This is a genomic window from Pseudomonas sp. JS3066, from assembly GCF_036328175.1.
GTDB lineage: Bacteria > Pseudomonadota > Gammaproteobacteria > Pseudomonadales > Pseudomonadaceae > Metapseudomonas.
In genome coordinates, this window is record NZ_CP143312.1 from 4,112,543 (window position 1) to 4,134,220 (window position 21,678).

Here is a 21,678-nt window from a genome sequence, read left to right on the forward strand (position 1 = left end):
AGGCAGTGGCCACCTGGGCAAAGGATGCCCCCTCCTGTCGTGGCCTCCGCTCCAGGCGCCCTGCCTCAACGACCAGCCAGCAAATGCCGGCTGGCCACCCGCCCCAGCCTGGAGCAACAGCCATGAACCACACTCACCCTGGCCTCTCTTCAGCATCCCTTCGCAACGGCAGTATCCTGATTCTCTCCACCCTGCTGATCGCAACAGGCTGTAGCACTCACAACCCCGACATACGATCCAGCCGCGACGGGACATCCGGCGTCACCAGCCAGGCAAATCCGGATTACCTGAACTGCGTGAAAGGCGAAATCCGTCAGGATGTCCGGACCTTTACCTCGGAAGAAAACGGCAAGACACTGCTGTTCGTTGGCGATACCGACCCGGCCAAGGCCTCCGGCCTGGTCGAGCTCTCCAGTGGCCAGGGCCCGACACAGTACTCCGTGTATCAACGCAACGCCTGGCAGGACAAAGGCAGGCTGATCAATGCCGCGCGGATGTGCTCCAGCGCCTGAGACTCATGCGCTTTCTTGCTTGAGAAGCTGAAGAGGAGAACCCCCGCAGGCCAATGGTCTGCGGGGGTTTTCATATAGCGACCGAAGGTTCAGGCCTACAACTTCCAGAGCGGGTCGCTTGCCATCAGCGCCGCCGCCCAATCGGCGAATACCCGTACCCTGGCCGACAGGTGTCGTGAGTATGGGTACACGAGACTGATCGGCATGCTGCCCAGTGCCCAGCCAGACAACACCTCAACCAGCTTCCCTGTCTGAAGGTGCGGACTGGCTTCGGCAAGCGGGACTGAAACGATGCCAAGCCCTGCCAGGCCCGCCGTTATGTACGCACCACCATTGTTGAAACGCATCGCTGGCAACTGGTCGACCGTGAAGCTTTCATCGCCCCGCCGGAGCACGGGGGTCATCTGCTTGCCTGAGCCCGGAAAGGTGAAACCGAGATACCGGTGCTGCAGCAAATCGCCCGGCTCAAGTATCGGCACCGAGTCGCTTAGATAAGCCGGCGATGCACAAAGGCAAAACCGCATTTGCCCAACGGGACGACACACCAGCCCCTGATCCGCGACCGGCCCGCCCCGGAACGCGCAGTCGATGCCTTCCTGCACGAGGTCGACCACGCGCTCGCTGCAACCTATGTCCAGTTGGATTTGCGGATGGAGCGTCGCGAAGTCAGGCAGCGACGGGATGATGAGGCATGCACCGACCGGCGAAGGCATCTCGACCCTCACCCTCCCCCGCGCCACGCTGCGACTTTGCGCAACCGAGGCTTCAAGTTCATCGAGGTCATCCAGTACCGCACGTGCGCGCTCATAGTAGGCGGCGCCATCAGTGGTCGGGGTCACCCTTCGGGTGGTTCTGTGCAGCAGCTTCACGCCCAGTAGCGATTCAAGCCCCTGGATCTGCCCGGAAATCGTTGTCTTCGCCACGCTCAGCGACTCCGCTGCACCGGTGAAGCTTCCCACTTCGACAATGCGGCAGAACGCGCGCATTGCCTCTAATCGATCAAAAGCCATGACTGTCCGACTTTACGCACAATGAAAACGATATTACCCAATTTATCCATGCACCATCACCCAATAAAGTGACTCCACGGCCGAAATTCTTCGGTTACCTGGAGAGTGAAAAATGAGCTCGAAACGCCTCAATTACTACCAAGCCGCTCCTCAAGCCATGAAAGCCATGCTTGGCCTCGAGAAAGCCGCTTCCGAATCGATCCTCCCGCGCTCCCTGCGCGAGTTGGTGCGTATCCGAGCTTCGCAGATCAACGGCTGCGCCTACTGCGTCGATATGCACACCACTGATGCGAGCAAGGAAGGCGAAACCCTTCGGCGCCTGATGGCGGTCAGCACATGGAAGGAAACGCCGTTCTTCGACGAACGCGAACGCGCCGCCCTGCTGTGGACCGAAACACTGACCCTGGTTGCAGCCACGCATGCGCCGGACGACATCTACGAAAAAGTGGCCGCCGTGTTCAGCGACCAGGAGTTGGCCGAACTGACCTTCGTCATCGCCGCCATCAATGCCTGGAATCGGTTTGGCGTTGGCTTCGCCATGCAACCGGAGTGAACGCCATGAAACCGGCTTTTCTGGCCATAGGTTTATTGGGCCAGTTGGAGAAGCAAGTACAGGTTTCGCCGGCAACAGTTAAAAGTTAACCGAACTCAACTCACTACAAGTGCATTCCGAGTGGCAAACATCCGAGGAAGATTGCTGCTTGGCCACCTTTTGCCTGGAGATCGTCATGAAATTTCTCAAGCTTGTTTTTCTTTGCGCAGTAGTTGGAGTTTCAGCACCTGTTTTTGCAGAAGGAGGCAGTGATCGACTGATTGAACGAATCGACTCTCTCCACTCTGCTGCCACTCGCAACTAGACGGAATCGGCAAAGATTGCGACGGCCGTCAAATCACTCGGAAACGCCAACGCCATGGACGGTTCCAAGCATCAGGAAAATTCGCTGGGCGCTTTTATCGCAGTTCGATGAGCAGAAACTTGCCTGTAACCACTACCGACCCCGCAGGAAAGATGCGGGCGGAGAATTATCATGATCACTCTCCCCCACTACAGAAGAATCTCGGACCGGGCAATTCGCTCATTTACCGGCGATAAGGCCCCGGCCTTGGCGTTGATTGCAGCAATGTCGCTCGTGCTCGGCGCTTGCAAGGAAGGCGCAGCAGATACAGCGGTGCCAAGCGCGGCACCCACCGTTGATGTCGCGCGAGTCGTGCATAAGGAAACTCAGCAATGGAATGAATTCAACGGGCGAATCGCAGCCACCGACGCTGTTGAAATCCGCCCTCGGGTAAGTGGCTATATCCGCCAGATCGCGTTTGAAGAAGGAAGTGAAGTCAAGCGGGGCGACTTGCTGTTTGAAATTGATCCACGTCCCTTCGAGGCTGAATTGAACAGTGCGCTGGCGCGCCTGGAACAGGCCCAGGCGGCACTGACACTGGCCCAGGCCCAGGACAAGCGCGCTCAGCGATTGCTGCCGACAAGCGCCATTTCCCGGGATGCCGCCGATACCAAACGTGCTGCCCGGGTTCAAAGTGAAGCCTTGGTAAGGGAAGCGAAGGCCGCGGTTGCCGTGGCGAAGCTGAATGTGGAATTCACCAAGGTCCGAGCCCCGATCGATGGCAAAGTAAGCAATGCATTGCTGACACTCGGAAACCTTGCCATTGCAGATCAGTCGGTGCTGACCAGAGTCGTCTCAATCAACCCCATTTATGTTTACTTCGACCCGGATGAAAAGAGTTTCCTTAACTACACACAAAAGAGTCAGGAAACACACAAGACGAGTTTTCCTGTGCGTATTGGCCTGGCCAACGAGGAAGGCTTTCCCCACTCGGGCACAGCCGACTTCCTGGACAACGTCCTCGATCCGCAGACGGGCACAATCCGCGCACGCGCAACGCTGGATAACTCCCACCGAAAGTTCACTCCAGGCCTCTTTGCAAGAGTTCAATTGGCAAACAATGAAAAGACGGATGCCATTCTTATTGACGACAAGGCGATCCTGACTGATCAGAACAAGAAATATGTCTATGTGCTGGCAACGGACAATACGGTCAGCCGGAAAGATATCGTTCTCGGAAAACTTACAGAAGAAGGGCTTCGTATCGTTGCGAAAGGGCTTTCTAAAGATGACCGCATCGTAGTCAACGGCTTGCACAGATCCAGCCCGGGTGCAGTCGTTACACCCGTTGAAGTCACCATGTAAACCACAGAAAGAACGGTGGTCAGAAAGATGAACTTCTCAAAGATTTTTATTGAAAAGCCCATATACGCAATCGTGCTTTCCCTGGTGATCTTCGCACTTGGCCTGGTATCCATTCCACTGCTGCCGGTCGGCGAGTACCCGGAAGTGGTACCTCCGAGCGTCGTCGTACGTGCCGTCTATTCGGGCGCCAACCCGAAAGAAATCGCCGAGACCGTGGCAACACCGCTGGAGGAAGCCATCAATGGCGTGGAAGGGATCATGTACATGAAGTCCGTTTCAGGCTCGGACGGTACCTTGCAGATCATCGCCACCTTTCAACCTTCGGTGGACCCTGACACCGCAGCGGTAAGGGTGCAGAACCGGGTCAACCAGGCACTGAGCCGTCTGCCGGAAGAAGTGCGTCAGTACGGCGTGACGACGCAAAAGCAGTCGCCCACCCCATTGATGTACGTGAGCCTGTATTCCGAGGACCCGAAGTACGACTCGCTGTACCTGAGGAACTACCTGACGCTGAACGTCAAAGACGAACTGTCGAGAATCCAAGGCATCGGGGATGTGGGGTTGTACGGTGCGGGCGATTACGCCATGCGGGTATGGCTGGATCCGGACAAGCTGGCTTCGCGCGGGCTCGCGGTCGCCGATGTGGTGAGTGCGATCAGGGAGCAGAACGCGCAAGCATCTGCCGGTCAACTGGGTGCGGAACCGTCCCCCAAATCGACGAATTTCCTGATCCCTATCAGCGTGCGCGGTCGCCTGAAAACCGAGGACGAATTCAAGGAGATCGTGCTCAAGGTCGGTGAGCAGGGCCAGGTCGTGACGCTTGCGGATGTGGCCAGGATCGAGCTTGGCTCCGGCGACTACACCATGCGCGTCCAGAAGAATGGACAGAATGCGACGACCATCGGTGTGTTCCTTTCGCCAGGAGCCAACGCCCTGGATGTGGCCGATGCGGTTTATGAAAAGCTCGACAGGTTGTCCGCCGACTTCCCCGAAGGGGTCAAGTATCAAGCCGTCTGGGACCCCACGACGTTCGTCCGGGATTCGATCAGTTCGGTCAAGGCCACCCTGATCGAAGCGGTTGTCCTGGTCATACTGGTCGTCATTCTTTTCCTGCAAACCTGGCGGGCCTCGCTCATCCCGCTTGCGGCGGTACCGGTCTCCGTCGTGGGTACCTTCGTATTCCTGCTTCTGCTCGGCTACTCCATCAACACCCTGACCCTCTTCGGTCTGGTGCTGGCGATCGGCATCGTGGTCGATGACGCCATCGTGGTCGTGGAGAACGTGGAACGTTACATCGCCGAAGGGCTGCCCCCTAAAGCGGCCGCGCACAAGGCCATGCAGGAGGTTTCCGGGCCGATCATCGCCATTGCACTGGTCCTGTGCGCCGTTTTCGTGCCGATGGCCTTCCTCTCGGGGATCACGGGCGAGTTCTACAAGCAGTTCGCAGTGACCATCGCCATCTCCACTGTGATCTCCGCGATCAACTCCCTCACCCTTTCTCCCGCCCTGGCGGCCAAGCTGCTCGTCCCCCACTCCGCGCCCAAGGACCGGTTCGAAAGATTGCTCGCCGGCTGCTTCGGCTGGCTGTTCACCCCCTTCAACCGCTTCTTCCTGAAAAGCTCCAACGGCTACGGTTCCGCGGTGGGCAGATCGCTGGGGCGGCGCGGCATGTTCATGGCGTTCTACGTCGTACTCCTGGGCGGCACGGCGCTGCTGTTCAACCAGGTTCCCAGCGGCTTCATTCCTACCCAGGACAAGCTCTACCTGTTCAGTGGCGCCCAGCTCCCAGGTGGCGCATCCCTTTCCAGGACAGCGGAGGTTGCTCGGCAGATGAGCGATGCTGCCCGCTCCACCGAAGGGGTCGAACTAGTCTCCGACTACATTGGCTTCAACGCACTGCAAACGGTAAACACGCCCAATGTCTCCGCTTCTTACGTGGTGCTGAAACCCTTCGCAGAGCGAACCAGGAGCGCAGAAGCGATAAATGCAGAGTTGAACGAGAAATTCTCGAAGATCAAAGGTGGTTACACCTACGCCTTGATGCCGCCACCAATCCAGGGGCTTGGCAACGGTTCGGGCTACTCGCTGTATCTGAAAGACCGTGGGGGCCTCGGATATCCCGCCCTCAACGACGCCTTGACCAAGCTTCAGGCGGCGATCGCCGCGACGCCCGGGATGTCCTATCCGGTGACGTCCTACCAGGCCAACATCCCGCAGCTTGAAGTGGTCGTGGACCGCGTGAAAGCCAAGGTCCAGGGCGTTTCGGTCAAGGAGATATTCGAGACGCTGCAGACCTATCTCGGTGCGGTGTATGTCAACGACTTCAACAAATTTGGTCGCGTGTACCGAGTCATGGTCCAGGCGGATGCCGCGCACCGGCAGCAGATCAGCGACATCGAGAACCTGCGCGTGAGGAACACCAGCGGCGCAATGGTGCCCATCTCCTCGGTAGTGCGCGTTGAACAGAGCTTCGGACCGGACCCGGTCATCCGCTACAACGGCTACCCCGCTGCCGACCTCATCGGAGGAACGAACCCGAGCATCCTGTCGTCATCCCAGGCAATCGAAAAGATCACCGAGATTGCCGCGAAGGTGCTGCCGCAAGGGATCGAACTGGAATGGACAGACCTCAGTTATCAGGAGGTCACCCAGAGCAACTCCGCCATCATCGTCTTCCCGGTTGCGATCCTGCTGGTCTTCGTCACGCTGGCCGTGCTGTACGAAAGCTGGATATTGCCCTTCTCGGTGATCCTGATCGTCCCAGCCTCGATCTTCTCGGCCCTGTTCGGCGTCTGGATGACCGGCGGCGACAACAACATTTTCGTGCAGGTCGGCCTTGTCGTCCTGATGGGACTCGCCTGCAAGAACGCCATCCTGATCGTGGAGTTCGCACGCGAGCTTGAAATGCAGGGGCGCGCGACCATCGACGCCACCATCGAGGCATGTCGCCTGCGTCTGCGCCCCATCATCATGACGTCGATTGCGTTCATCGCTGGCTCCGTGCCTCTGCTGCTGGGCCAGGGTGCAGGCGGAGAGATTCGGCTGGCAACCGGAGTAACGGTCTTCGCCGGCATGCTGGGGGTTACGTTCTTCGGACTCTTCCTGACCCCCATTTTTTATGTGGTCATACGAAAATTGTCCGGAGAATCACTCGCACGCACCGAAGAGGAGAACGCGCCAATCTTTGCGGCTCACCGCTAACCGGGTGATCCATGGGAGAAGGCAGCAGTAGCAGCGGGATGTAGGAGCCCAAATTCCGCGCCCTAAAACACAAAGCCCCTGATTTCTTCTATGAAATCAGGGGCTTTGCGCTTTCTATGTATGGCGGGAAGATAGGGATTTGAACCCTAGGTGCCATTGCTGACACAACGGATTTCGAATCCGTCCCGTTCGGCCACTCCGGCATCTTCCCGAACGGCGCGCATCATACCAGTTCATCGGCCATTGGCGAAGCCCGTGGCGAGATTTTTTCGCGTGGTTTCAGATGGTTGCGGTAATGAGGGGAAATTCGAGGTGCGGGCAACCCCTCACCGCAGCCCCTCTCCCACAGTGAGAGGGGTACGCATGGATCAGGAAGTCAGCTTGGTCAGCGCTTCGCGGTACTTGTCAGCGGTCTTCTGGGCGACGTCGGCGGGTACGGCAGGTGCCGGCGGCTCCTTGTTCCAGCCGGTAGACTCCAGCCAGTCGCGCACGAACTGTTTGTCGAAGCTCGGCGGGTTCTTGCCTTCGACGTAGCTTTCCACCGGCCAGAAGCGGCTGGAATCGGGAGTCAGCACTTCGTCCATCAGGGTCAAGGTACCGTCTTCGTCGATGCCGAACTCGAACTTGGTGTCGGCGATGATGATGCCGCGGGTGGCGGCGTACTCGACGGCGGTGCTGTACAGGGCGATGGCGGTGTCACGGACCTTGGCGGCCAGTTCCTTGCCGATGATGGCTTCGCACTGCTCGAAAGAGATGTTCTCGTCGTGGTCGCCGACGGCAGCCTTGGTCGAGGGGGTGAAGATGGGTTGCGGCAGCTTGGAAGCTTCCTTCAGGCCGGCCGGCAGCTGGATGCCGCAGACGGTGCCGCTCTTCTGGTACTCCTTCCAGCCGGAGCCAACGATGTAGCCGCGCACGATGGCTTCGACAGCAACGGGCTTAAGGCGCTTGGCTACTACCGCGCGGCCTTCCACCAAGGGCAATTCGGCGGCGGGAACGACGTCTTCGACCTTGTCACCGGTGAAGTGGTTGGGAACGACGTCGGATAGCTTGTCGAACCAGAAGTTGGAGATGGCAGTAAGGATCTTGCCTTTCTCTGGAATGGGCTGGTCGAGGATCACGTCGAACGCGGAAAGGCGGTCAGTGGCGACCATCAGCATGCGCTTGTCGTCGATTTCGTAGAGGTCGCGAACCTTCCCCGAGTAGATCTTCTTCAGGCTGAGGGTGGTGGGTGTGCTCATGTCGTTTTCCGCCTTTATCAAACGAAACAGGCGAAACCCGGGGGTTTCGCCTTCTTGTTTCCACGATCCGCCGCTACGCGGCGCACCTTTTGCTCTTAGCCGAGGTTTTCCTGAATCAGGGTCAGCACGCGGCGCGCCACATCGGCGGGGGCCACGGTGTTGATGTCCTTCTCCACGGTTACCTGAACGCTATCGCCAACGCGGGTCAGGCGGACCTGGTAGCGTTCGGCGCGGGCTTCGATTTCTTCCTCGCTGGCGTCGCTACCCCAAAGGCTGCTAAAGAAGCCGGGCTTCTCGTCTTTCTTCTCGGCGCCTTCGGCGAGGTTGATGTAGTAGACACCCAGGCTGCGGTTGATGTCGTCGACGCGGACGTCGCCGGTTTCCAGGGCACGACCGACGCTGGACCAGGAACGATCGAAGTCGGCGCCTAGGCTGAGCATGGGGTTGCCGTTGCCATCTTCGGAAAGGGTCACGCGGCTCGGCGCATCGAAGTCGCGGGCGGCGAGCAACGACACGGATCCGCCCTGTTCGGAACTGCGGGCCATGCTGGCCAGCATTTCATCCAGCAGCGCGGCTTCCAGGCTCGCGTTGTCGGAACGGCTGGGCCAACCGGTGTCGGCAGTGCTGCCAGCTGGACGGCTGACAGTGGTAACGAAGATTTCGCTGGTGTTGCGCTGAACACCCGGCTCGATACGTACGCGAGCACGGACTTCGCTGTCCGGCTCGACTCCGCTGACACGGCTACCCAGGCGACGGGCCAGGGGACCGGAGAGCTGGTCGAGGCGCTGCCAGTCAGTGCTGAACTCGCCGGTCTGCGGACGCTCGTCGGCAATGCGGAAACCACCGTTCTCGAAGAACTGGCGGGCTACAGGCCAGACTTCGGCCGGTACGCGCTGGGCAACCACCCAACGGGAGTCACCGCTCTTCTGCAGGCTGTAGTCGCTGACTTCACCCTTGCCCTGCAGGGCCTGAGGGCGCGGTACCTCGTATTCACCTTCAGCGCGGCTGTCGGCAACGTTCATCGGTACCGGGAGCAACGGGTCGAGCAGCTTGGAATCAACGTCCGGCGGAAGCTGCATGGGGGCCGTCTGGCGTGCTTCCAGGTAATCGCTACCGCGATCACGGAAATAGCCATCTTGGCCCCAGAGCCAGCCGCAACCGCTGGTGCTGGAAATGATCAGGGCGAGAGCGGAGAGTCCGGCCAGTCGCTTCATGCGGAATGTTTCCTTGGATTAGGCAAGTAGGCCGGACTGGCGCATGGCTTGGCGCAGAGGCTCATGGCAACGCGGGCTGAGCCAGGTCAACGGCAGGCGAATGCCGTCGGGAATCAGACCCATTTCGTGCAGGGCGAATTTCACCGGGATCGGGTTCGATTCGATGAAAAGAGCCTTGTGCAGCGGCATCAGCTTGTCATTGATGGCGCGAGCGGCTTCGGCTTCGCCACGCATGGCGGCAGCGCAGAGATCAGCCATGGCGCGCGGGGCAACGTTGGCGGTAACCGAGATATTGCCCTTGCCGCCCATCAGCATCAGTTCGACGGCAGTAGCGTCGTCACCGGAATAAACGAGGAAATCCTTGCTGACTCGGTTCAGTACTTCCTGGCCGCGCTGCAGGTCGCCAGTGGCTTCCTTGATGCCGATGATGTTGCCGATCTTCGACAGGCGCTCAACGGTTTCCGGAAGCATGTCGCATACGGTACGGCCGGGAACGTTGTAGAGAATCTGCGGAATGGCCACGGCTTCGGCGATATGGCGGAAGTGCTGGTACAGGCCTTCCTGCGTCGGCTTGTTGTAGTAAGGGGTCACCAGTAGGCAGGCATCGGCGCCGACTTGCTTGGCAGCAGCGGTCAGTTCGACCGACTCACGAGTGGAATTGCCACCGGTGCCGGCGATTACCGGGATGCGGCCATTGACCTGGTCGACGACGCGGCGGATCACTTCGACGTGCTCGTTGACGTCGAGTGTGGCGGACTCGCCCGTGGTGCCGACGGCGACTATGGCGTTGGTGCCCTCTTGAAGATGGAAGTCAACGAGTTTGGAAAGGCTGTCCCAGTCCAATTGACCCTGCGCATCCATGGGCGTAACCAGTGCCACCATACTGCCCGCAATCATGCAACCGCTCCTGCCGGAAAAAGTGAGCCGTAATGGTACTGTCGGCTCTGGCCTTGCACAAGGTGAACGCAAGCGCCGTCAGGCGGTTACAGCATTTCCCTCGGCGACGCTTTTCGCTAACCTTCCCCGTTTGAACAGTGTGGCCTCGGCCGCCCTCCCCTCGCTCTAGGAATGCTGCATGTCCACCACCCCGCCCCGCGAACAATTCCTTTTGATCAGTGCCCTGGGCCGCAACCCGATGGAGCTGACCAACGTGCTGTGCCGCGCCAGCCAGGAAAACCGCTGCGCCGTGGTCAGCAGCCGCCTGACCCGCCACGGCGAGTTCAGCGCCCTGGTGCTGCAAGTTTCCGGTAGTTGGGATGGCCTGGCGCGCCTGGAGTCAGGTGTGGCGGCATTGGCCAAGCGCCATGGCTTTACCGCCAACATGACCCGCAGCAGCGCCATGGAAACTCGCCCCCAGGCACTGCCCTACGTGGCCTACATCAGCGCAGCCTATCGCCCGGACATCCTCAACGAGCTGTGCCAGTTTTTCATCGATCACCGTGTCGAGCTGGAAAACCTCACCTGCGATACCTACCAGGCACCGCAGACTGGCGGCACCATGCTCAACGCCACGATTACCGTGACTCTGCCCGCCGGCACCCAAATCAGCTGGCTGCGCGACCAGTTCCTTGACTTCGCCGATGCACTGAACCTGGACGCCCTGATCGAACCCTGGCGCCCGCAACACCCCTGAGGAGCAAGCAGACATGGCCGTTTCCCTGAACCAACCCGTCGCCGACTTCACCGCCCAGGCCACCAGCGGCCTGGAGGTCAGCCTGTCCGCGCTCAAGGGCAAGCAGGTAGTGCTCTATTTCTACCCGAAGGACAGCACCCCCGGCTGCACCACCGAAGGCCAGGGTTTTCGTGACCGGCATGCCGCCTTCCTGGCTGCGAACACCGCCATTTTCGGCATCTCCCGCGATGGCATGAAGTCTCACGAGAACTTCAAGTGCAAGCAGGAGTTCCCCTTCGAGCTGATCTCCGACAAGGATGAATCGCTCTGCCAGCTTTTCGACGTGATCAAGCTGAAGAAGCTCTATGGCAAGGAGTACATGGGCGTGGACCGCAGCACCTTCCTGATCGACAAGGACGGTGTACTACGCCAGGAGTGGCGCGGCGTGAAGGTACCCGGTCACGTGGATGCGGTGCTCGCCGCTGCCGAGGCGTTAAACAAGGGCTGACCCTGCCCCAATGAGAAAAGGCCGCAATCGCGGCCTTTTTCGTTTATCCGATCAAGGGATGTGCGCATGGAAATGCGCTTTCCAGACCCATTTACTGCGCCATGGCATTTCTCGGGTCGGCTCGCGGCCAGGCATCCAGTACAGCCTTGAACAAGGTAGCCAGGGGAATGGCGAAGAACACCCCCCAGAAGCCCCAGAGTCCGCCGAACAGGAGCACGGCGCAGATGATCGCCACCGGGTGCAGGTTCACTGCTTCGGAGAACAGCAACGGCACGAGGACATTGCCGTCCAGGGTCTGGATCACGGTGTAGACCACCATCAGGTAGATGAACTGGTCGCTCCAGCCCCACTGGAACAGGGCAATCAGGGCGACCGGCACGGTTACCACCACGGCGCCGATGTAGGGCACGACCACCGAGAGCCCCACCAGCAGGGCCAGCAGCGCCGCATAGTTCAGGCCAAGCCAGACGAATGCCACATAGGTCACCGATCCGCAGATGACGATCTCGATCACCTTGCCTCGAATGTAATTGGCGATCTGGATGTTCACTTCGTCCCAGACCTGCGTCATCAATCCGCGTTCGCGTGGCAGGTAGCCGCTGATCCAGCGCCCGATCATCACCCTGTCCTTGAGGAAGAAGAACACCAGGATCGGCACCAGGACCAGGTAGATCATGATGTTGACCAGCAGCGGCAGGCTGGACAGGGAGAAGGTCAGTGCCCACTGGCCGAACTTGGCGACTTCACTGCGGGTCACCTCGATGGCCTTCAGTACCTGCTCATCGGTCACCAGATGCGGATAGCGCTCGGGCAGGAGCAGCAGCAACGACTGCCATTCGCCAAGCATGCCTGGCAGCTCCTGGAACAACTTGCTCAACTGTTGCCAGAGCAACGGCACCAGCACGCCGAGAATCAAGGCCAGGGCACCGATGAACAGCGCGAAGACGATCCAGACCGCCAGCGTTTGCGGCAGTCGCAGACGCTCCAATAGGTTGACCAGCCCCTGCATGAGGAACGCCAGGACCATGCCCGCCAACACAGGCGCCAGCATGTTGCCAAGAGTCAGAACGATCGTGAAGCCGAGAACGAGGACCACAGCCAGCACCACGGCTTCTTCATCAGAGAAGTAGCGCTGGACCCAATCGCGAAGCACCTTGAGCATCAAAAATCCTTGAAAGACCCACTCGACAAGCCGTGGTCAGGCCTTGCGCAACCAGTAGCGGAATACGCCGTCTTCGACCTCTTCACGCAGCAACTGGTGCCCGGCCAATTGTGCGAAGGCGCGGAAATCGCGCTGGGAACCAGCGTCGGTAGCGATCACCTTGAGCACCGCTCCGCTGTTCAGGCGATTGAGCTCGAGCTTGGCCTTGAGCAGGGGCAAGGGGCAGTTCAGGCCACTGGCATCCAGTTCGACGTCGAAATCATCGGTTCGACTGGCAGCGTCAGTCATGGTGAGTCTCCGGAAGGGCGCCTGGCGGGTCGCTCGGGAAGGTCGCGGGGCGGGAATACTTGAGCGGGCGGTTAGGATACAGAAGGCAGAGCTCCGCTGGCCAGCCAGCAGCGCCGGAGGCTACAGTTAGGCCTTTGCCGCCAACGAGCCCAGTGCATGAATCTTCTGCGCCCCACTCTGCTGACGCTTGCCTGTTTTCTCGCTCCCCCCCTCATGGCCGACGACCTGCCGTCGCTGGGGGACTCCAGCTCTTCGATCGTCTCTCCGGAACAGGAACATCAACTCGGCCGCGCCTGGCTGAGTCTGCTGCGTGGCCAAGTGCCGCAACTCAATGACCCGCAGCTTAAAGACTACGTGGAGACCAGCGTCTATCGCCTGGCCGAAACCAGCCAGTTGCAGGACCGCCGCCTGGAGTTCGTCCTGCTCAATAGCCCGCAGTTGAACGCCTTCGCCGCCCCCGGCGGGATCATCGGTGTCAACGGCGGTCTCTTCCTCTACGCCCCTACCGAAGCCGAGTACGCCTCGGTACTGGCGCACGAATTGGCGCACTTGTCGCAACGCCACTTCGCCCGTGGCGTAGAGGCCCAACAGCGCATGCAGATTCCGGTGATGGCTGCGATGCTCGCGGGCATCGTTGCCGCCGCAGCCGGCGCTGGCGATGCCGGCATGGCCGCGATCATGGGCACACAGGCCGCTGCCATTCAGGAACAACGCCGCTTCTCCCGGCAGAACGAACAGGAGGCCGACCGCATCGGTCTGCTCAATCTGGAAAAGGCTGGCTACGACCCGCGCGCCATGCCACGCATGTTCGAACGCCTGATGCGTCAGTACCGCTATGACGCCAAACCGCCGGAATTCCTCCTCACCCACCCGGTGACCGAGAATCGTATCGCCGACACGCGCAACCGCGCCGAACAGTTGCCGCCGGGGGGCGTCGAGAACAGCCTGCGCTACCAGCTGATGCGCGCTCGCGTGCAACTCATGTTCGAGGAGACCCCGGGCATCGCTGCCAAGCGCTTCCGCGCCCAGCTCGACGAAGACCCGAAGCTGGACGCAGCCCGCTACGGCCTGGCGATCGCCCAGATCAAGGGTGGACAGCTCAATCAGGCTCGCGACAACCTGGCGCCGCTCCTGGCCAAGGCGCCGAACGAGATCGTCTACAACCTGGCTCAGGTCGACCTCGACATCACCGCCAATCGATTGCCTGATGCCCAACAGCGCGTCGACCGCCTGCTCGCGCAATACCCCAATAACTACCCGCTGAAACAGATGCGTAGCGACCTGCTGATCAAGCAGAACAAACCGAAGGACGCCGAGAAGGTGCTCGACGGCCTGCTCAAGAGCCGGCCGAACGATCCGGATGTGTGGTACCAGGTGGCGGAAGTGCGTGGCCTGGCCGGCAATACCATTGGCCTGCACCAGGCCCGCGCCGAATTCTTCGCCCTGGTGGGCGACTACGATCAGGCGATCGAGCAGTTGGACTTCGCCAAGCGTCGCGCCAGTGGCAACTTCCCGCTTGCCGCACGCATAGACGCCCGCCAGCAGGAACTGGCTGAGCAACAGAGGATGCTTAAACAGATGATGCGCTGATCGCCGCATCAAGCCCCAGGCTCAGCCCAGATACAAAAAAGCCCGGACGAGTCCGGGCTTTTTCATGGAGAGGAATCAGGCGTTACCGGCCTGTTTCATTCGTGCAGCCTGGGTGAAGTCCAACATTCGCTTGAGCGGTTTGATCGCCTTCGGAACCAAGGCCGGATCGACGAAGATTTCGTTCGTGCCTTCGCGCAGGCATTGCAGGGTGCGCTCCAGGGTGTTCATGGCCATCCACGGGCAGTGGGCGCAACTGCGGCAGGCCGCGCCATTGCCAGCTGTGGGGGCCTCGATGAACTGCTTGTCCGGGCACAGCTGCTGCATCTTGTAGAAGATGCCGCGATCGGTTGCGACGATGAACATCTTGTTCGGCAGGGTCTGCGCCGCTTTGATCAGTTGGCTGGTGGAACCGACCGCGTCGGCCAGCTCGATCACCGCTTCAGGGGATTCAGGGTGCACCAGCACCGCTGCATCCGGATACAGCGCCTTCATATCCTGTAGCTGCTTGGCCTTGAACTCTTCGTGAACGATACAGGCACCATCCCAGAGCAGCATGTCGGCACCGGTTTCACGCTGTATGTATCGGCCCAGGTGCTGGTCCGGTGCCCAAATGATCGTTTCGCCGTTGTCCATCAGGCTCTCGACGATCTCCAGCGCACAACTGGAAGTCACCACCCAATCGGCACGTGCCTTCACCGCGGCCGAGGTATTGGCGTAGACCACCACGGTGCGCTCGGGATGCTGGTCACAGAACGCCGAGAACTCGTCCACCGGGCAACCCAGGTCGAGGGAGCAGGTGGCCTCCAGGGTCGGCATCAGCACGCGTTTTTCCGGGTTGAGAATCTTCGCGGTCTCGCCCATGAAGCGCACGCCGGCAACCACCACGGTCTGCGCCGAATGCTGGTTGCCGAAGCGGGCCATCTCCAGGGAGTCGGAGACGCAACCACCGGTTTCCTCAGCCAGCGCCTGGATCACCGGATCGCAGTAATAGTGCGCGACCAGTACCGCGTCCCTGGCCTTCAGCTCAGCAGCAATGGCGGCACGGTAGTGCGCCTCCTCCTCGGCCGTCAGCGGCTTGGGCTGCTTGGCGGCAAGATGGGCCTGGACCAGAAAGCGTTCGGAAAGCTGTGTCATGGGAGCTGAACCTGCGAGCGCGATGGCGCGAAAACAATTATACATCCGCCTATACAGCCAAAGGGCCACGGGAGGGCGGCGGATAATAACGCAGATTTGGCGGCGTCGGCACAACGCTGGCAAGCGCCGTCTGTCTGTCGTAGCCGGCCCTGGGCGGACAGCCGCCCCCCTGGAGAAACGCAAAGGCCCGCCTGGAGGCGGGCCTTGTGGTCAGTGGCGAGCCCCAGGGCTCATGCTTGGCTCACCGCCATATCCCCTTCCGTCTGGCATGCGGGCCGGCGTTCGGCGGACCTGCCGAGCATGCTGGCGGGAATCGCCAGGATCAGGCCACCGCTGACGAACAGGCACAGGGCCAGGACGTAGGTGCCGTTGTTGATGTCGCCGGTCAGGGATTCCGCCATGGCGGTGATCATCGAGCCGGTGAAGCCGGACAGGTTGCCGAAGGCGTTGATCATGCCGATGCCGGCGGCTGCGGCGACACCGGAAAGCACGCTGCCCGGCAAGGTCCAGTAGATCGGCATCAGGCTGAGGATGCCCGAGGCGGCCACGGTGAGGAACAGCACCGAGAGCACCGGGCTGTGGGCGAACACGGCGCTGAGGATCAGCCCGGTGCCGCCGATGAAGGCCGGAATCGCCGCGTGCAGCCGGCGCTCGCCGGTGCGGTTGGAGTGCCGGGCGTTGAGCAGCATCGCCACCAGCGCCACACCATAGGGAATGGCGGTAAGCAGGCCGATGTGCAGGGTGTTGGCAACGCCGGTGCTCTTGATGATCGACGGCATCCAGAACGCCAAGCCGTAGAAGCCGGTATTGAAGGTCAGCAGGATCAGTACCAGCAGCCAGACGCGCGGGTTGAAGAACACCTCGCCCAGGCGTGAGGCCTTGCCCTGGTCGTCCTGCTTGAGGTTGGCCTTGAGCACGGCCTTTTCGGCGGCCGACAGCCACTTGGCCGAATCGATACCGTCGCAGAGGAAGGTGAACACCACCACGGCCATGACGATCGACGGCAGGCCTTCTATGAGCAGCATCCACTGCCAACCGGACAGGCCGTGCACACCATTCATGGAGGTCATCAGCCAGCCCGATAGCACGCCGCCCAGGGTCAGGCTGATGGGCAGGGCGATCAGGAAGCCGGACATCACCCGGCTCTGCCGGTGGGTCGGGAACCAGTAGTTGAGATAGAGGATGACCCCGGGGAAGAAGCCGGCTTCGCAGATACCGAGCAGGAAGCGCAGCACATAGAACATGGTGCTGGCCTCGACGTGGAAGAACGCCGCCAGGGGCGCTGTGAAGGCCACGGCCATCGACACCACGGCCCACGTAATCATGATCCGGGTGATCCAGAAGCGCGCGCCGAAGCGATGCAGCAGCAGGTTGCTGGGAACTTCGAAGATGAAATAGCCCCAGAAGAACACGCTGGCGCCGAGGGCATAGACGGTATTGCTGAATTGCAGGTCGCCGAGCATGTCGAGCTTGGCGAATCCGATATTGACCCGATCGAGATAGGCCGCGATGTAGCACAACAGCAGGATGGGCAGCGTACGCAGGATGACCTTGCGATAGAGCCGGTCCTCGCTGGCGAGGTCAGGAGCGCCAACGGGGGCGTGCGAGTGTTCTGGGACTCTTTGCATTGTGCTAACCCTTAGGCACGTGACATGCCTGATTGTTGTTATTAACAGGGTCGCCGATTGCGCATTTCACCTGCGCTGATCGCCCTGGCGCTGCCCTGCCCACGGGAGGCGTGGCGTGCAGCGGACGGCGTGGACAGGCGGGCGTTCTGACCAATCGAAAGCGATGGCCGCTAATCTAGGTGACCGATCGATGCAATCCCAATGGCATTTTTGGATTAATCGATAACGCAGGGTTATTGATTTTAGTCTTGGGCTACCTGCGTACGGCGGGCGTTCTCCAGCAGGATCTCGGCGAACTCCAGGGCGCGCCCCACCAGCGGCTCGCCCTTGCGGGTGAGAATGCCGTAATCCTGGGGCGCCAGGTACAGCGGAGTGTCCAGGGTTTTCAACGAACCGCTCCTGAGGTGCGGCTCCACCATCACGCGGGGCAACATGCCGATCATCGGGCCGCTCTGCAGGACCTGGAGGAAGGTCTGCATGGAGATGGTTTCGATGGTGTTGCGCGGCTCGGCGACCTGGGCCTTGGCGAAGGCATCCTCCATGCGCCCACGGATCGGCGTGCCCTTGGGATAGAGAATCCAGGGCCATTCCACCAGCTCCTGCAGGGACATGGGCCCAGCCTCGCAGAGCGGATGGCGGCTGTTGACCACGATGGAGAACGGCTCCGGCGCCAGGGCGCGGAAATCGTAGCGCCGCTGCTGGCCCTGCTCGGTGAACCGACCGATGGCCAGGTCCAGGGTGTGCTCCTCGAGCATTTCCATCAGGTGATCGCTGGTCTGCTCCACCACTTCTATCGCCAGCAGGGGCCAGCGCTGTTTGATCTGCACTATGGCCTCCGGCAGCACCACTGCGGTGGCGGCGAAGATGGCCCCGACCTTCAGGTGGCCGTGGCCGCCGGAACTCAGGTTGTTGATCTGCTCGACGAAGCTGCGAGCGTCGTTCAACGCCAGCTGGGCGTAGCGCAGCACCTGCTCGCCCAGCGCGGTGGGCGTCATGCTGCGCGGCTGGCGCTCGAAGACGGCGAAGCCCAGCAGGCTTTCGATTTCCTTGAGCATCTTGCTCAGGGCCGGCTGGCTGAGGCTCATCTGCTGGGCGGCCAGGTGCATGTTGCGGGTCCGACCCAGGGTATCGATGAGCACCAGGTGCCTGAACTTGAGCCAGCTGCAGAAGGTCGAGAACGACAGGTCCGACATGGTGCTTCCACGATGGGATGAATGGGACTACCCAATAACCAACGGTTATCGAATATTGAGAATATGCCATTGGAGTTTATCTACGCCACCACCTAGCGTGCAGGCTTCACGCATCAGGAAGCTTTCACCATGTCGATCCGCCTCACGCCTGCGAACACCCTGCCCGTCGATGGCCTGTCCGCCACCCTGGTTGGCCGCGCCTGGATTCCCGGTCCGGTGCCAGGCCCCTCGCCCATCGTGCTGCGCGCCGATGGCGTCTTCGACCTGTCCGGACGTTTCGCCACCCTCAGCGAGCTGCTGGAGCTGGACGTACCGCTGCAGGCATTGCGCCAGACCCCCGGCACCTTCCTGACCAGCATCGAGGAGCTGTTGGCCAATAGCGGCGCGGATGCCGACCCGGAAAAACCCCACCTGCTGGCCCCTCTGGATCTGCAGGTGATCAAGGCCGCCGGCGTGACCTTCGCCGCCAGCATGGTGGAACGGGTGATCGAGGAAAAAGCCGGTGGCGATGCGGCCCTGGCCGAAGGGGTGCGGGCGGTGGTGCGCGAGGTGATCGGCGACAACCTGCGTTCGATCCGGCCAGGCTCCGAGCAGGCGCAACGCCTGAAGGAAGTGCTCATCGAGCGGGGCATGTGGTCGCAGTACCTGGAAGTCGGCATCGGCCCGGACGCCGAGATTTTCACCAAGGCGCCTGTCCTCGCCGCCGTGGGCAGCGCCAGCCTGATCGGCGTCCACCCGCATTCGCAATGGAACAACCCGGAACCCGAGGTGGTACTGGCGGTCAACAGCCGTGGCCAGATCCACGGCGCCACCCTGGGCAACGATGTCAACCTGCGGGACTTCGAGGGACGTAGCGCCCTGCTGTTGAGCAAGGCCAAGGACAACAACGCCTCCTGCGCCATCGGGCCCTTCATCCGCCTGTTCGACGAAGGTTTCGACCTGGATGCGGTGCGCCGCTGTGTGGTGGACCTGGAAGTCCAGGGGCTCGATGGTTATCAGCTGCGCGGTTCCAGCTCGATGGAGCAGATCAGCCGCGATCCGCTGGAGCTGGTGGCGCAGACCGTGAATCGCAATCACCAGTATCCTGACGGCTTCATGCTGTTCCTCGGCACGCTGTTCGCACCCACCGAGGACCGTGACCACCCTGGCGCCGGCTTCACCCACAAGCCCGGTGACCGCGTCAGCATCAGCAGCCCGCTGCTGGGCGGACTGCACAACGAAGTGACCCACAGCGACGCAGCCCGGCCCTGGACCTTCGGCCTCGGCGCCCTGATGCGCAACCTGACCGCACGCGGACTGCTGCCACGCTGATCCCAGCTCCGCGCCGGCCGCCCCACCAGAACAAGAGAGCAACGCCCATGACATCGACTACCGTACGCCGCCTGCGCAGCCAGCAATGGTTCGACGACCCGGCCCACGCCGATATGACCGCGCTCTACGTCGAGCGCTACATGAACTACGGGCTGACCCGTGACGAGCTGCAGTCCGGCCGCCCAATCATCGGCATCGCCCAGACCGGCAGCGACCTGGCGCCCTGCAACCGCCACCACCTGGAGCTGGCGCAGCGGGTCAAGGCCGGCATCCGCGATGCGGGCGGCATTCCCATGGAATTCCCGGTGCATCCGATCGCCGAGCAGAGCCGCCGGCCAACCGCGGCCCTGGACCGCAACCTGGCCTACCTGGGCCTGGTGGAAATCCTCCACGGCTACCCACTGGACGGTGTGGTGCTGACCACCGGTTGCGACAAGACCACCCCAGCCTGCCTGATGGCGGCGGCCACCACCGACCTGCCGGCCATCGTGCTCTCCGGCGGCCCTATGCTCGACGGCCACCACAAGGGCGAGCTGATCGGCTCGGGCACCGTGCTCTGGCATGCCCGCAAGCTGCTGGCGGCGGGGGAAATCGACTACGAAGGTTTCATGGAAATGACCACCGCGGCGTCCCCCTCGGTGGGGCACTGCAACACCATGGGCACGGCCCTGTCGATGAACGCCCTGGCCGAGGCCTTGGGCATGTCGCTACCTGGTTGCGCCAGCATCCCGGCACCCTATCGCGAGCGTGGGCAGATGGCCTACGCCACCGGCAAGCGCATCTGTGACCTGGTCCTGCAGGACGTGCGACCGTCGCAGATCATGACCCGCGAAGCTTTCGAGAACGCCATAGCCGTGGCCTCGGCCCTGGGCGCCTCGAGCAACTGCCCGCCGCACCTGATCGCCATCGCGCGACATATGGGTGTGGAGCTGACGCTGGATGACTGGCAACGCGTCGGCGTCGATGTGCCGCTACTGGTCAACTGCATGCCGGCGGGTAAGTACCTGGGCGAAGGCTTCCACCGCGCCGGTGGCGTGCCGGCGGTGATGCACGAATTGCAGAAAGCCGGACGCCTGCATGAGGCCTGCAACACGGTCAGCGGCAAGCGCATCGGTGAGATAGTCCGCGACGCCGCCACCAGCAACGCCGACGTGATCCTGCCCTACGAGGCGCCCCTCAAGCACGGCGCCGGCTTCATCGTGCTGGGCGGCAACTTCTTCGATAACGCCATCATGAAAATGTCGGTGGTGGGCGAGGCGTTCCGAAAGACCTACCTGTCCACCCCCGGCGCGGAGAACAGCTTCGAGGCGCGGGCCATCGTCTTCGAAGGACCGGAGGACTACCACGCGCGCATCGACGACCCGGCCCTGGACATCGACGAGCGCTGCATCCTGGTGATCCGCGGCGCCGGCACAGTGGGCTACCCCGGCAGCGCCGAGGTGGTCAACATGGATCCGCCGGCAGAACTGATCAAACGCGGCGTCACCTCCCTGCCCTGCCTGGGCGACGGACGTCAGAGCGGTACCTCGGCCAGCCCCTCGATCCTCAACATGTCGCCGGAAGCGGCGGTCGGCGGCGGCCTCGCCCTGCTGCAAACCGACGACCGACTGCACATCGACCTCAACGCCCGCCGGGTCGAACTGCTGGTGGACGCGGGTGAACTGGAGCGTCGTCGGCAGAACAGCAAACCCAGCATGCCGCCGTCGCAAACGCCCTGGCAGGAGATCTACCGGCAGATGGTCGGCCAGCTGTCCACCGGCGGCTGCCTGGAGCCGGCGACCCTGTACATGAAGGTGATCACCAGCAACGGCGAACCGCGTCACTCCCATTGAGGTCGGGAGGCAACCCCTCCCTCTCGCACCCGACCAACCGCAGG

The 21,678-nt window shown here is 61.6% G+C and carries 19 protein-coding genes and 1 tRNA gene; 10 read left to right on the forward strand and 10 right to left on the reverse strand.

All coding sequences use genetic code 11. The annotated features are described in order from the left end of the window. The first annotated feature begins 122 nt into the window (after positions 1-122). Positions 123-512, forward strand: a complete 390-nt coding sequence (locus SA496_RS19340; protein WP_120654985.1) for a hypothetical protein — start codon at positions 123-125, stop codon at positions 510-512. A gap of 95 nt (positions 513-607) precedes the next feature. On the opposite strand, the gene SA496_RS19345 is transcribed toward SA496_RS19340, so the two are convergent. Further along, complete coding sequence (locus SA496_RS19345) at positions 608-1,522, reverse strand: LysR family transcriptional regulator (protein WP_153920920.1); 915 nt, start codon at positions 1,520-1,522, stop codon at positions 608-610. Between the two features lie 112 nt (positions 1,523-1,634). Here SA496_RS19345 and SA496_RS19350 point away from each other — a divergent pair, with 112 nt between their 5' ends. The 4 genes from SA496_RS19350 to SA496_RS19360 all read left to right on the forward strand — a co-directional run bounded on the left by SA496_RS19350 (position 1,635) and on the right by SA496_RS19360 (position 6,924). Continuing rightward, the gene (locus SA496_RS19350; RefSeq protein ID WP_120654983.1) at positions 1,635-2,075 is read left to right on the forward strand and encodes a carboxymuconolactone decarboxylase family protein; all 441 of its coding nucleotides are present in this window, start codon (positions 1,635-1,637) and stop codon (positions 2,073-2,075) included. A 175-nt stretch (positions 2,076-2,250) separates the two neighbouring features. Continuing rightward, complete coding sequence (locus tag SA496_RS29305) at positions 2,251-2,379, forward strand: co-regulatory protein PtrA N-terminal domain-containing protein (protein ID WP_371924297.1); 129 nt, start codon at positions 2,251-2,253, stop codon at positions 2,377-2,379. 171 nt (positions 2,380-2,550) lie between these two features. Then, on the forward strand, positions 2,551-3,723 hold the full coding sequence (locus tag SA496_RS19355) for an efflux RND transporter periplasmic adaptor subunit (RefSeq protein ID WP_120654982.1): 1,173 nt from the start codon (positions 2,551-2,553) through the stop codon (positions 3,721-3,723). Positions 3,724-3,750: 27 nt separating this feature from the next. Then, on the forward strand, positions 3,751-6,924 hold the full coding sequence (locus tag SA496_RS19360) for an efflux RND transporter permease subunit (protein WP_330114324.1): 3,174 nt from the start codon (positions 3,751-3,753) through the stop codon (positions 6,922-6,924). 121 nt (positions 6,925-7,045) lie between these two features. On the opposite strand, the gene SA496_RS19365 is transcribed toward SA496_RS19360, so the two are convergent. The 4 genes from SA496_RS19365 to dapA form a co-directional block, all read right to left on the reverse strand. Beyond that, positions 7,046-7,135 (reverse strand) — tRNA-Ser (locus SA496_RS19365). A 157-nt stretch (positions 7,136-7,292) separates the two neighbouring features. Then, positions 7,293-8,162, reverse strand: coding sequence for a phosphoribosylaminoimidazolesuccinocarboxamide synthase (locus SA496_RS19370; RefSeq protein WP_153920903.1), 870 nt, complete (start codon positions 8,160-8,162; stop codon positions 7,293-7,295). A 95-nt stretch (positions 8,163-8,257) separates the two neighbouring features. Next, positions 8,258-9,376, reverse strand: a complete 1,119-nt coding sequence (bamC, locus tag SA496_RS19375) for an outer membrane protein assembly factor BamC (protein WP_330114325.1) — start codon at positions 9,374-9,376, stop codon at positions 8,258-8,260. Between the two features lie 18 nt (positions 9,377-9,394). Next, a complete protein-coding gene (gene dapA, locus SA496_RS19380; RefSeq protein WP_120654965.1) occupies positions 9,395-10,273 on the reverse strand; it encodes a 4-hydroxy-tetrahydrodipicolinate synthase in 879 nt (292 codons plus the stop codon). A 178-nt stretch (positions 10,274-10,451) separates the two neighbouring features. Between dapA and SA496_RS19385 the strand changes: the two genes are divergently transcribed. Together SA496_RS19385 and SA496_RS19390 are read left to right on the forward strand one after the other, a co-directional pair. Then, positions 10,452-11,009 carry a glycine cleavage system protein R gene (locus tag SA496_RS19385; protein ID WP_120654964.1) on the forward strand — a complete coding sequence of 186 codons (558 nt, stop codon included), beginning with the start codon at positions 10,452-10,454 and terminating at the stop codon, positions 11,007-11,009. Between the two features lie 13 nt (positions 11,010-11,022). After that, the gene (locus SA496_RS19390) at positions 11,023-11,496 is read left to right on the forward strand and encodes a peroxiredoxin (RefSeq protein WP_153920901.1); all 474 of its coding nucleotides are present in this window, start codon (positions 11,023-11,025) and stop codon (positions 11,494-11,496) included. 91 nt (positions 11,497-11,587) lie between these two features. Here the strand turns inward: SA496_RS19390 and SA496_RS19395 are convergent, their stop codons facing one another. Both SA496_RS19395 and SA496_RS19400 read right to left on the reverse strand, forming a co-directional pair. Beyond that, a complete protein-coding gene (locus tag SA496_RS19395) occupies positions 11,588-12,658 on the reverse strand; it encodes an AI-2E family transporter (protein WP_120654962.1) in 1,071 nt (356 codons plus the stop codon). A gap of 36 nt (positions 12,659-12,694) precedes the next feature. After that, entirely contained in the window at positions 12,695-12,946 is a 252-nt protein-coding gene (locus SA496_RS19400; RefSeq protein WP_120654961.1) for a sulfurtransferase TusA family protein, read from the reverse strand. Between the two features lie 156 nt (positions 12,947-13,102). On the opposite strand from SA496_RS19400, the gene SA496_RS19405 reads away from it, so the two are divergent. Further along, on the forward strand, positions 13,103-14,536 hold the full coding sequence (locus SA496_RS19405) for a M48 family metalloprotease (protein WP_120654960.1): 1,434 nt from the start codon (positions 13,103-13,105) through the stop codon (positions 14,534-14,536). A 75-nt stretch (positions 14,537-14,611) separates the two neighbouring features. On the opposite strand, the gene nadA is transcribed toward SA496_RS19405, so the two are convergent. The 3 genes from nadA to SA496_RS19420 all read right to left on the reverse strand — a co-directional run bounded on the left by nadA (position 14,612) and on the right by SA496_RS19420 (position 18,491). Further along, positions 14,612-15,670 (reverse strand): quinolinate synthase NadA, encoded by a 1,059-nt coding sequence (gene nadA / locus SA496_RS19410; RefSeq protein WP_120654959.1) that lies wholly within the window; start codon positions 15,668-15,670, stop codon positions 14,612-14,614. A 230-nt stretch (positions 15,671-15,900) separates the two neighbouring features. Continuing rightward, positions 15,901-17,298, reverse strand: a complete 1,398-nt coding sequence (locus tag SA496_RS19415) for an MFS transporter (protein WP_330114326.1) — start codon at positions 17,296-17,298, stop codon at positions 15,901-15,903. A gap of 242 nt (positions 17,299-17,540) precedes the next feature. After that, positions 17,541-18,491: a LysR family transcriptional regulator gene (locus SA496_RS19420; RefSeq protein WP_120654957.1), complete on the reverse strand. Its 951-nt coding sequence runs from the start codon at positions 18,489-18,491 to the stop codon at positions 17,541-17,543. A gap of 129 nt (positions 18,492-18,620) precedes the next feature. Between SA496_RS19420 and SA496_RS19425 the strand changes: the two genes are divergently transcribed. After that, positions 18,621-19,802: a fumarylacetoacetate hydrolase family protein gene (locus SA496_RS19425; protein WP_330114327.1), complete on the forward strand. Its 1,182-nt coding sequence runs from the start codon at positions 18,621-18,623 to the stop codon at positions 19,800-19,802. Between the two features lie 47 nt (positions 19,803-19,849). Next, positions 19,850-21,634, forward strand: coding sequence for an IlvD/Edd family dehydratase (locus SA496_RS19430; RefSeq protein ID WP_153920896.1), 1,785 nt, complete (start codon positions 19,850-19,852; stop codon positions 21,632-21,634). Positions 21,635-21,678 lie beyond the last annotated feature (44 nt).

Bases quoted from the DNA above. Each gene is read 5' to 3' on its own strand.
- SA496_RS19340 (WP_120654985.1), top strand. From the start codon at position 123: ATGAACCACACTCACCCTGGCCTCTCTTCAGCATCCCTTCGCAACGGC.
- SA496_RS19345 (WP_153920920.1), bottom strand. From the start codon at position 1,522: ATGGCTTTTGATCGATTAGAGGCAATGCGCGCGTTCTGCCGCATTGTC.
- SA496_RS19350 (WP_120654983.1), top strand. From the start codon at position 1,635: ATGAGCTCGAAACGCCTCAATTACTACCAAGCCGCTCCTCAAGCCATG.
- SA496_RS29305 (WP_371924297.1), top strand. From the start codon at position 2,251: ATGAAATTTCTCAAGCTTGTTTTTCTTTGCGCAGTAGTTGGAGTTTCA.
- SA496_RS19355 (WP_120654982.1), top strand. From the start codon at position 2,551: ATGATCACTCTCCCCCACTACAGAAGAATCTCGGACCGGGCAATTCGC.
- SA496_RS19360 (WP_330114324.1), top strand. From the start codon at position 3,751: ATGAACTTCTCAAAGATTTTTATTGAAAAGCCCATATACGCAATCGTG.
- SA496_RS19370 (WP_153920903.1), bottom strand. From the start codon at position 8,162: ATGAGCACACCCACCACCCTCAGCCTGAAGAAGATCTACTCGGGGAAG.
- bamC (WP_330114325.1), bottom strand. From the start codon at position 9,376: ATGAAGCGACTGGCCGGACTCTCCGCTCTCGCCCTGATCATTTCCAGC.
- dapA (WP_120654965.1), bottom strand. From the start codon at position 10,273: ATGATTGCGGGCAGTATGGTGGCACTGGTTACGCCCATGGATGCGCAG.
- SA496_RS19385 (WP_120654964.1), top strand. From the start codon at position 10,452: ATGTCCACCACCCCGCCCCGCGAACAATTCCTTTTGATCAGTGCCCTG.
- SA496_RS19390 (WP_153920901.1), top strand. From the start codon at position 11,023: ATGGCCGTTTCCCTGAACCAACCCGTCGCCGACTTCACCGCCCAGGCC.
- SA496_RS19395 (WP_120654962.1), bottom strand. From the start codon at position 12,658: ATGCTCAAGGTGCTTCGCGATTGGGTCCAGCGCTACTTCTCTGATGAA.
- SA496_RS19400 (WP_120654961.1), bottom strand. From the start codon at position 12,946: ATGACTGACGCTGCCAGTCGAACCGATGATTTCGACGTCGAACTGGAT.
- SA496_RS19405 (WP_120654960.1), top strand. From the start codon at position 13,103: ATGAATCTTCTGCGCCCCACTCTGCTGACGCTTGCCTGTTTTCTCGCT.
- nadA (WP_120654959.1), bottom strand. From the start codon at position 15,670: ATGACACAGCTTTCCGAACGCTTTCTGGTCCAGGCCCATCTTGCCGCC.
- SA496_RS19415 (WP_330114326.1), bottom strand. From the start codon at position 17,298: ATGCAAAGAGTCCCAGAACACTCGCACGCCCCCGTTGGCGCTCCTGAC.
- SA496_RS19420 (WP_120654957.1), bottom strand. From the start codon at position 18,491: ATGTCGGACCTGTCGTTCTCGACCTTCTGCAGCTGGCTCAAGTTCAGG.
- SA496_RS19425 (WP_330114327.1), top strand. From the start codon at position 18,621: ATGTCGATCCGCCTCACGCCTGCGAACACCCTGCCCGTCGATGGCCTG.
- SA496_RS19430 (WP_153920896.1), top strand. From the start codon at position 19,850: ATGACATCGACTACCGTACGCCGCCTGCGCAGCCAGCAATGGTTCGAC.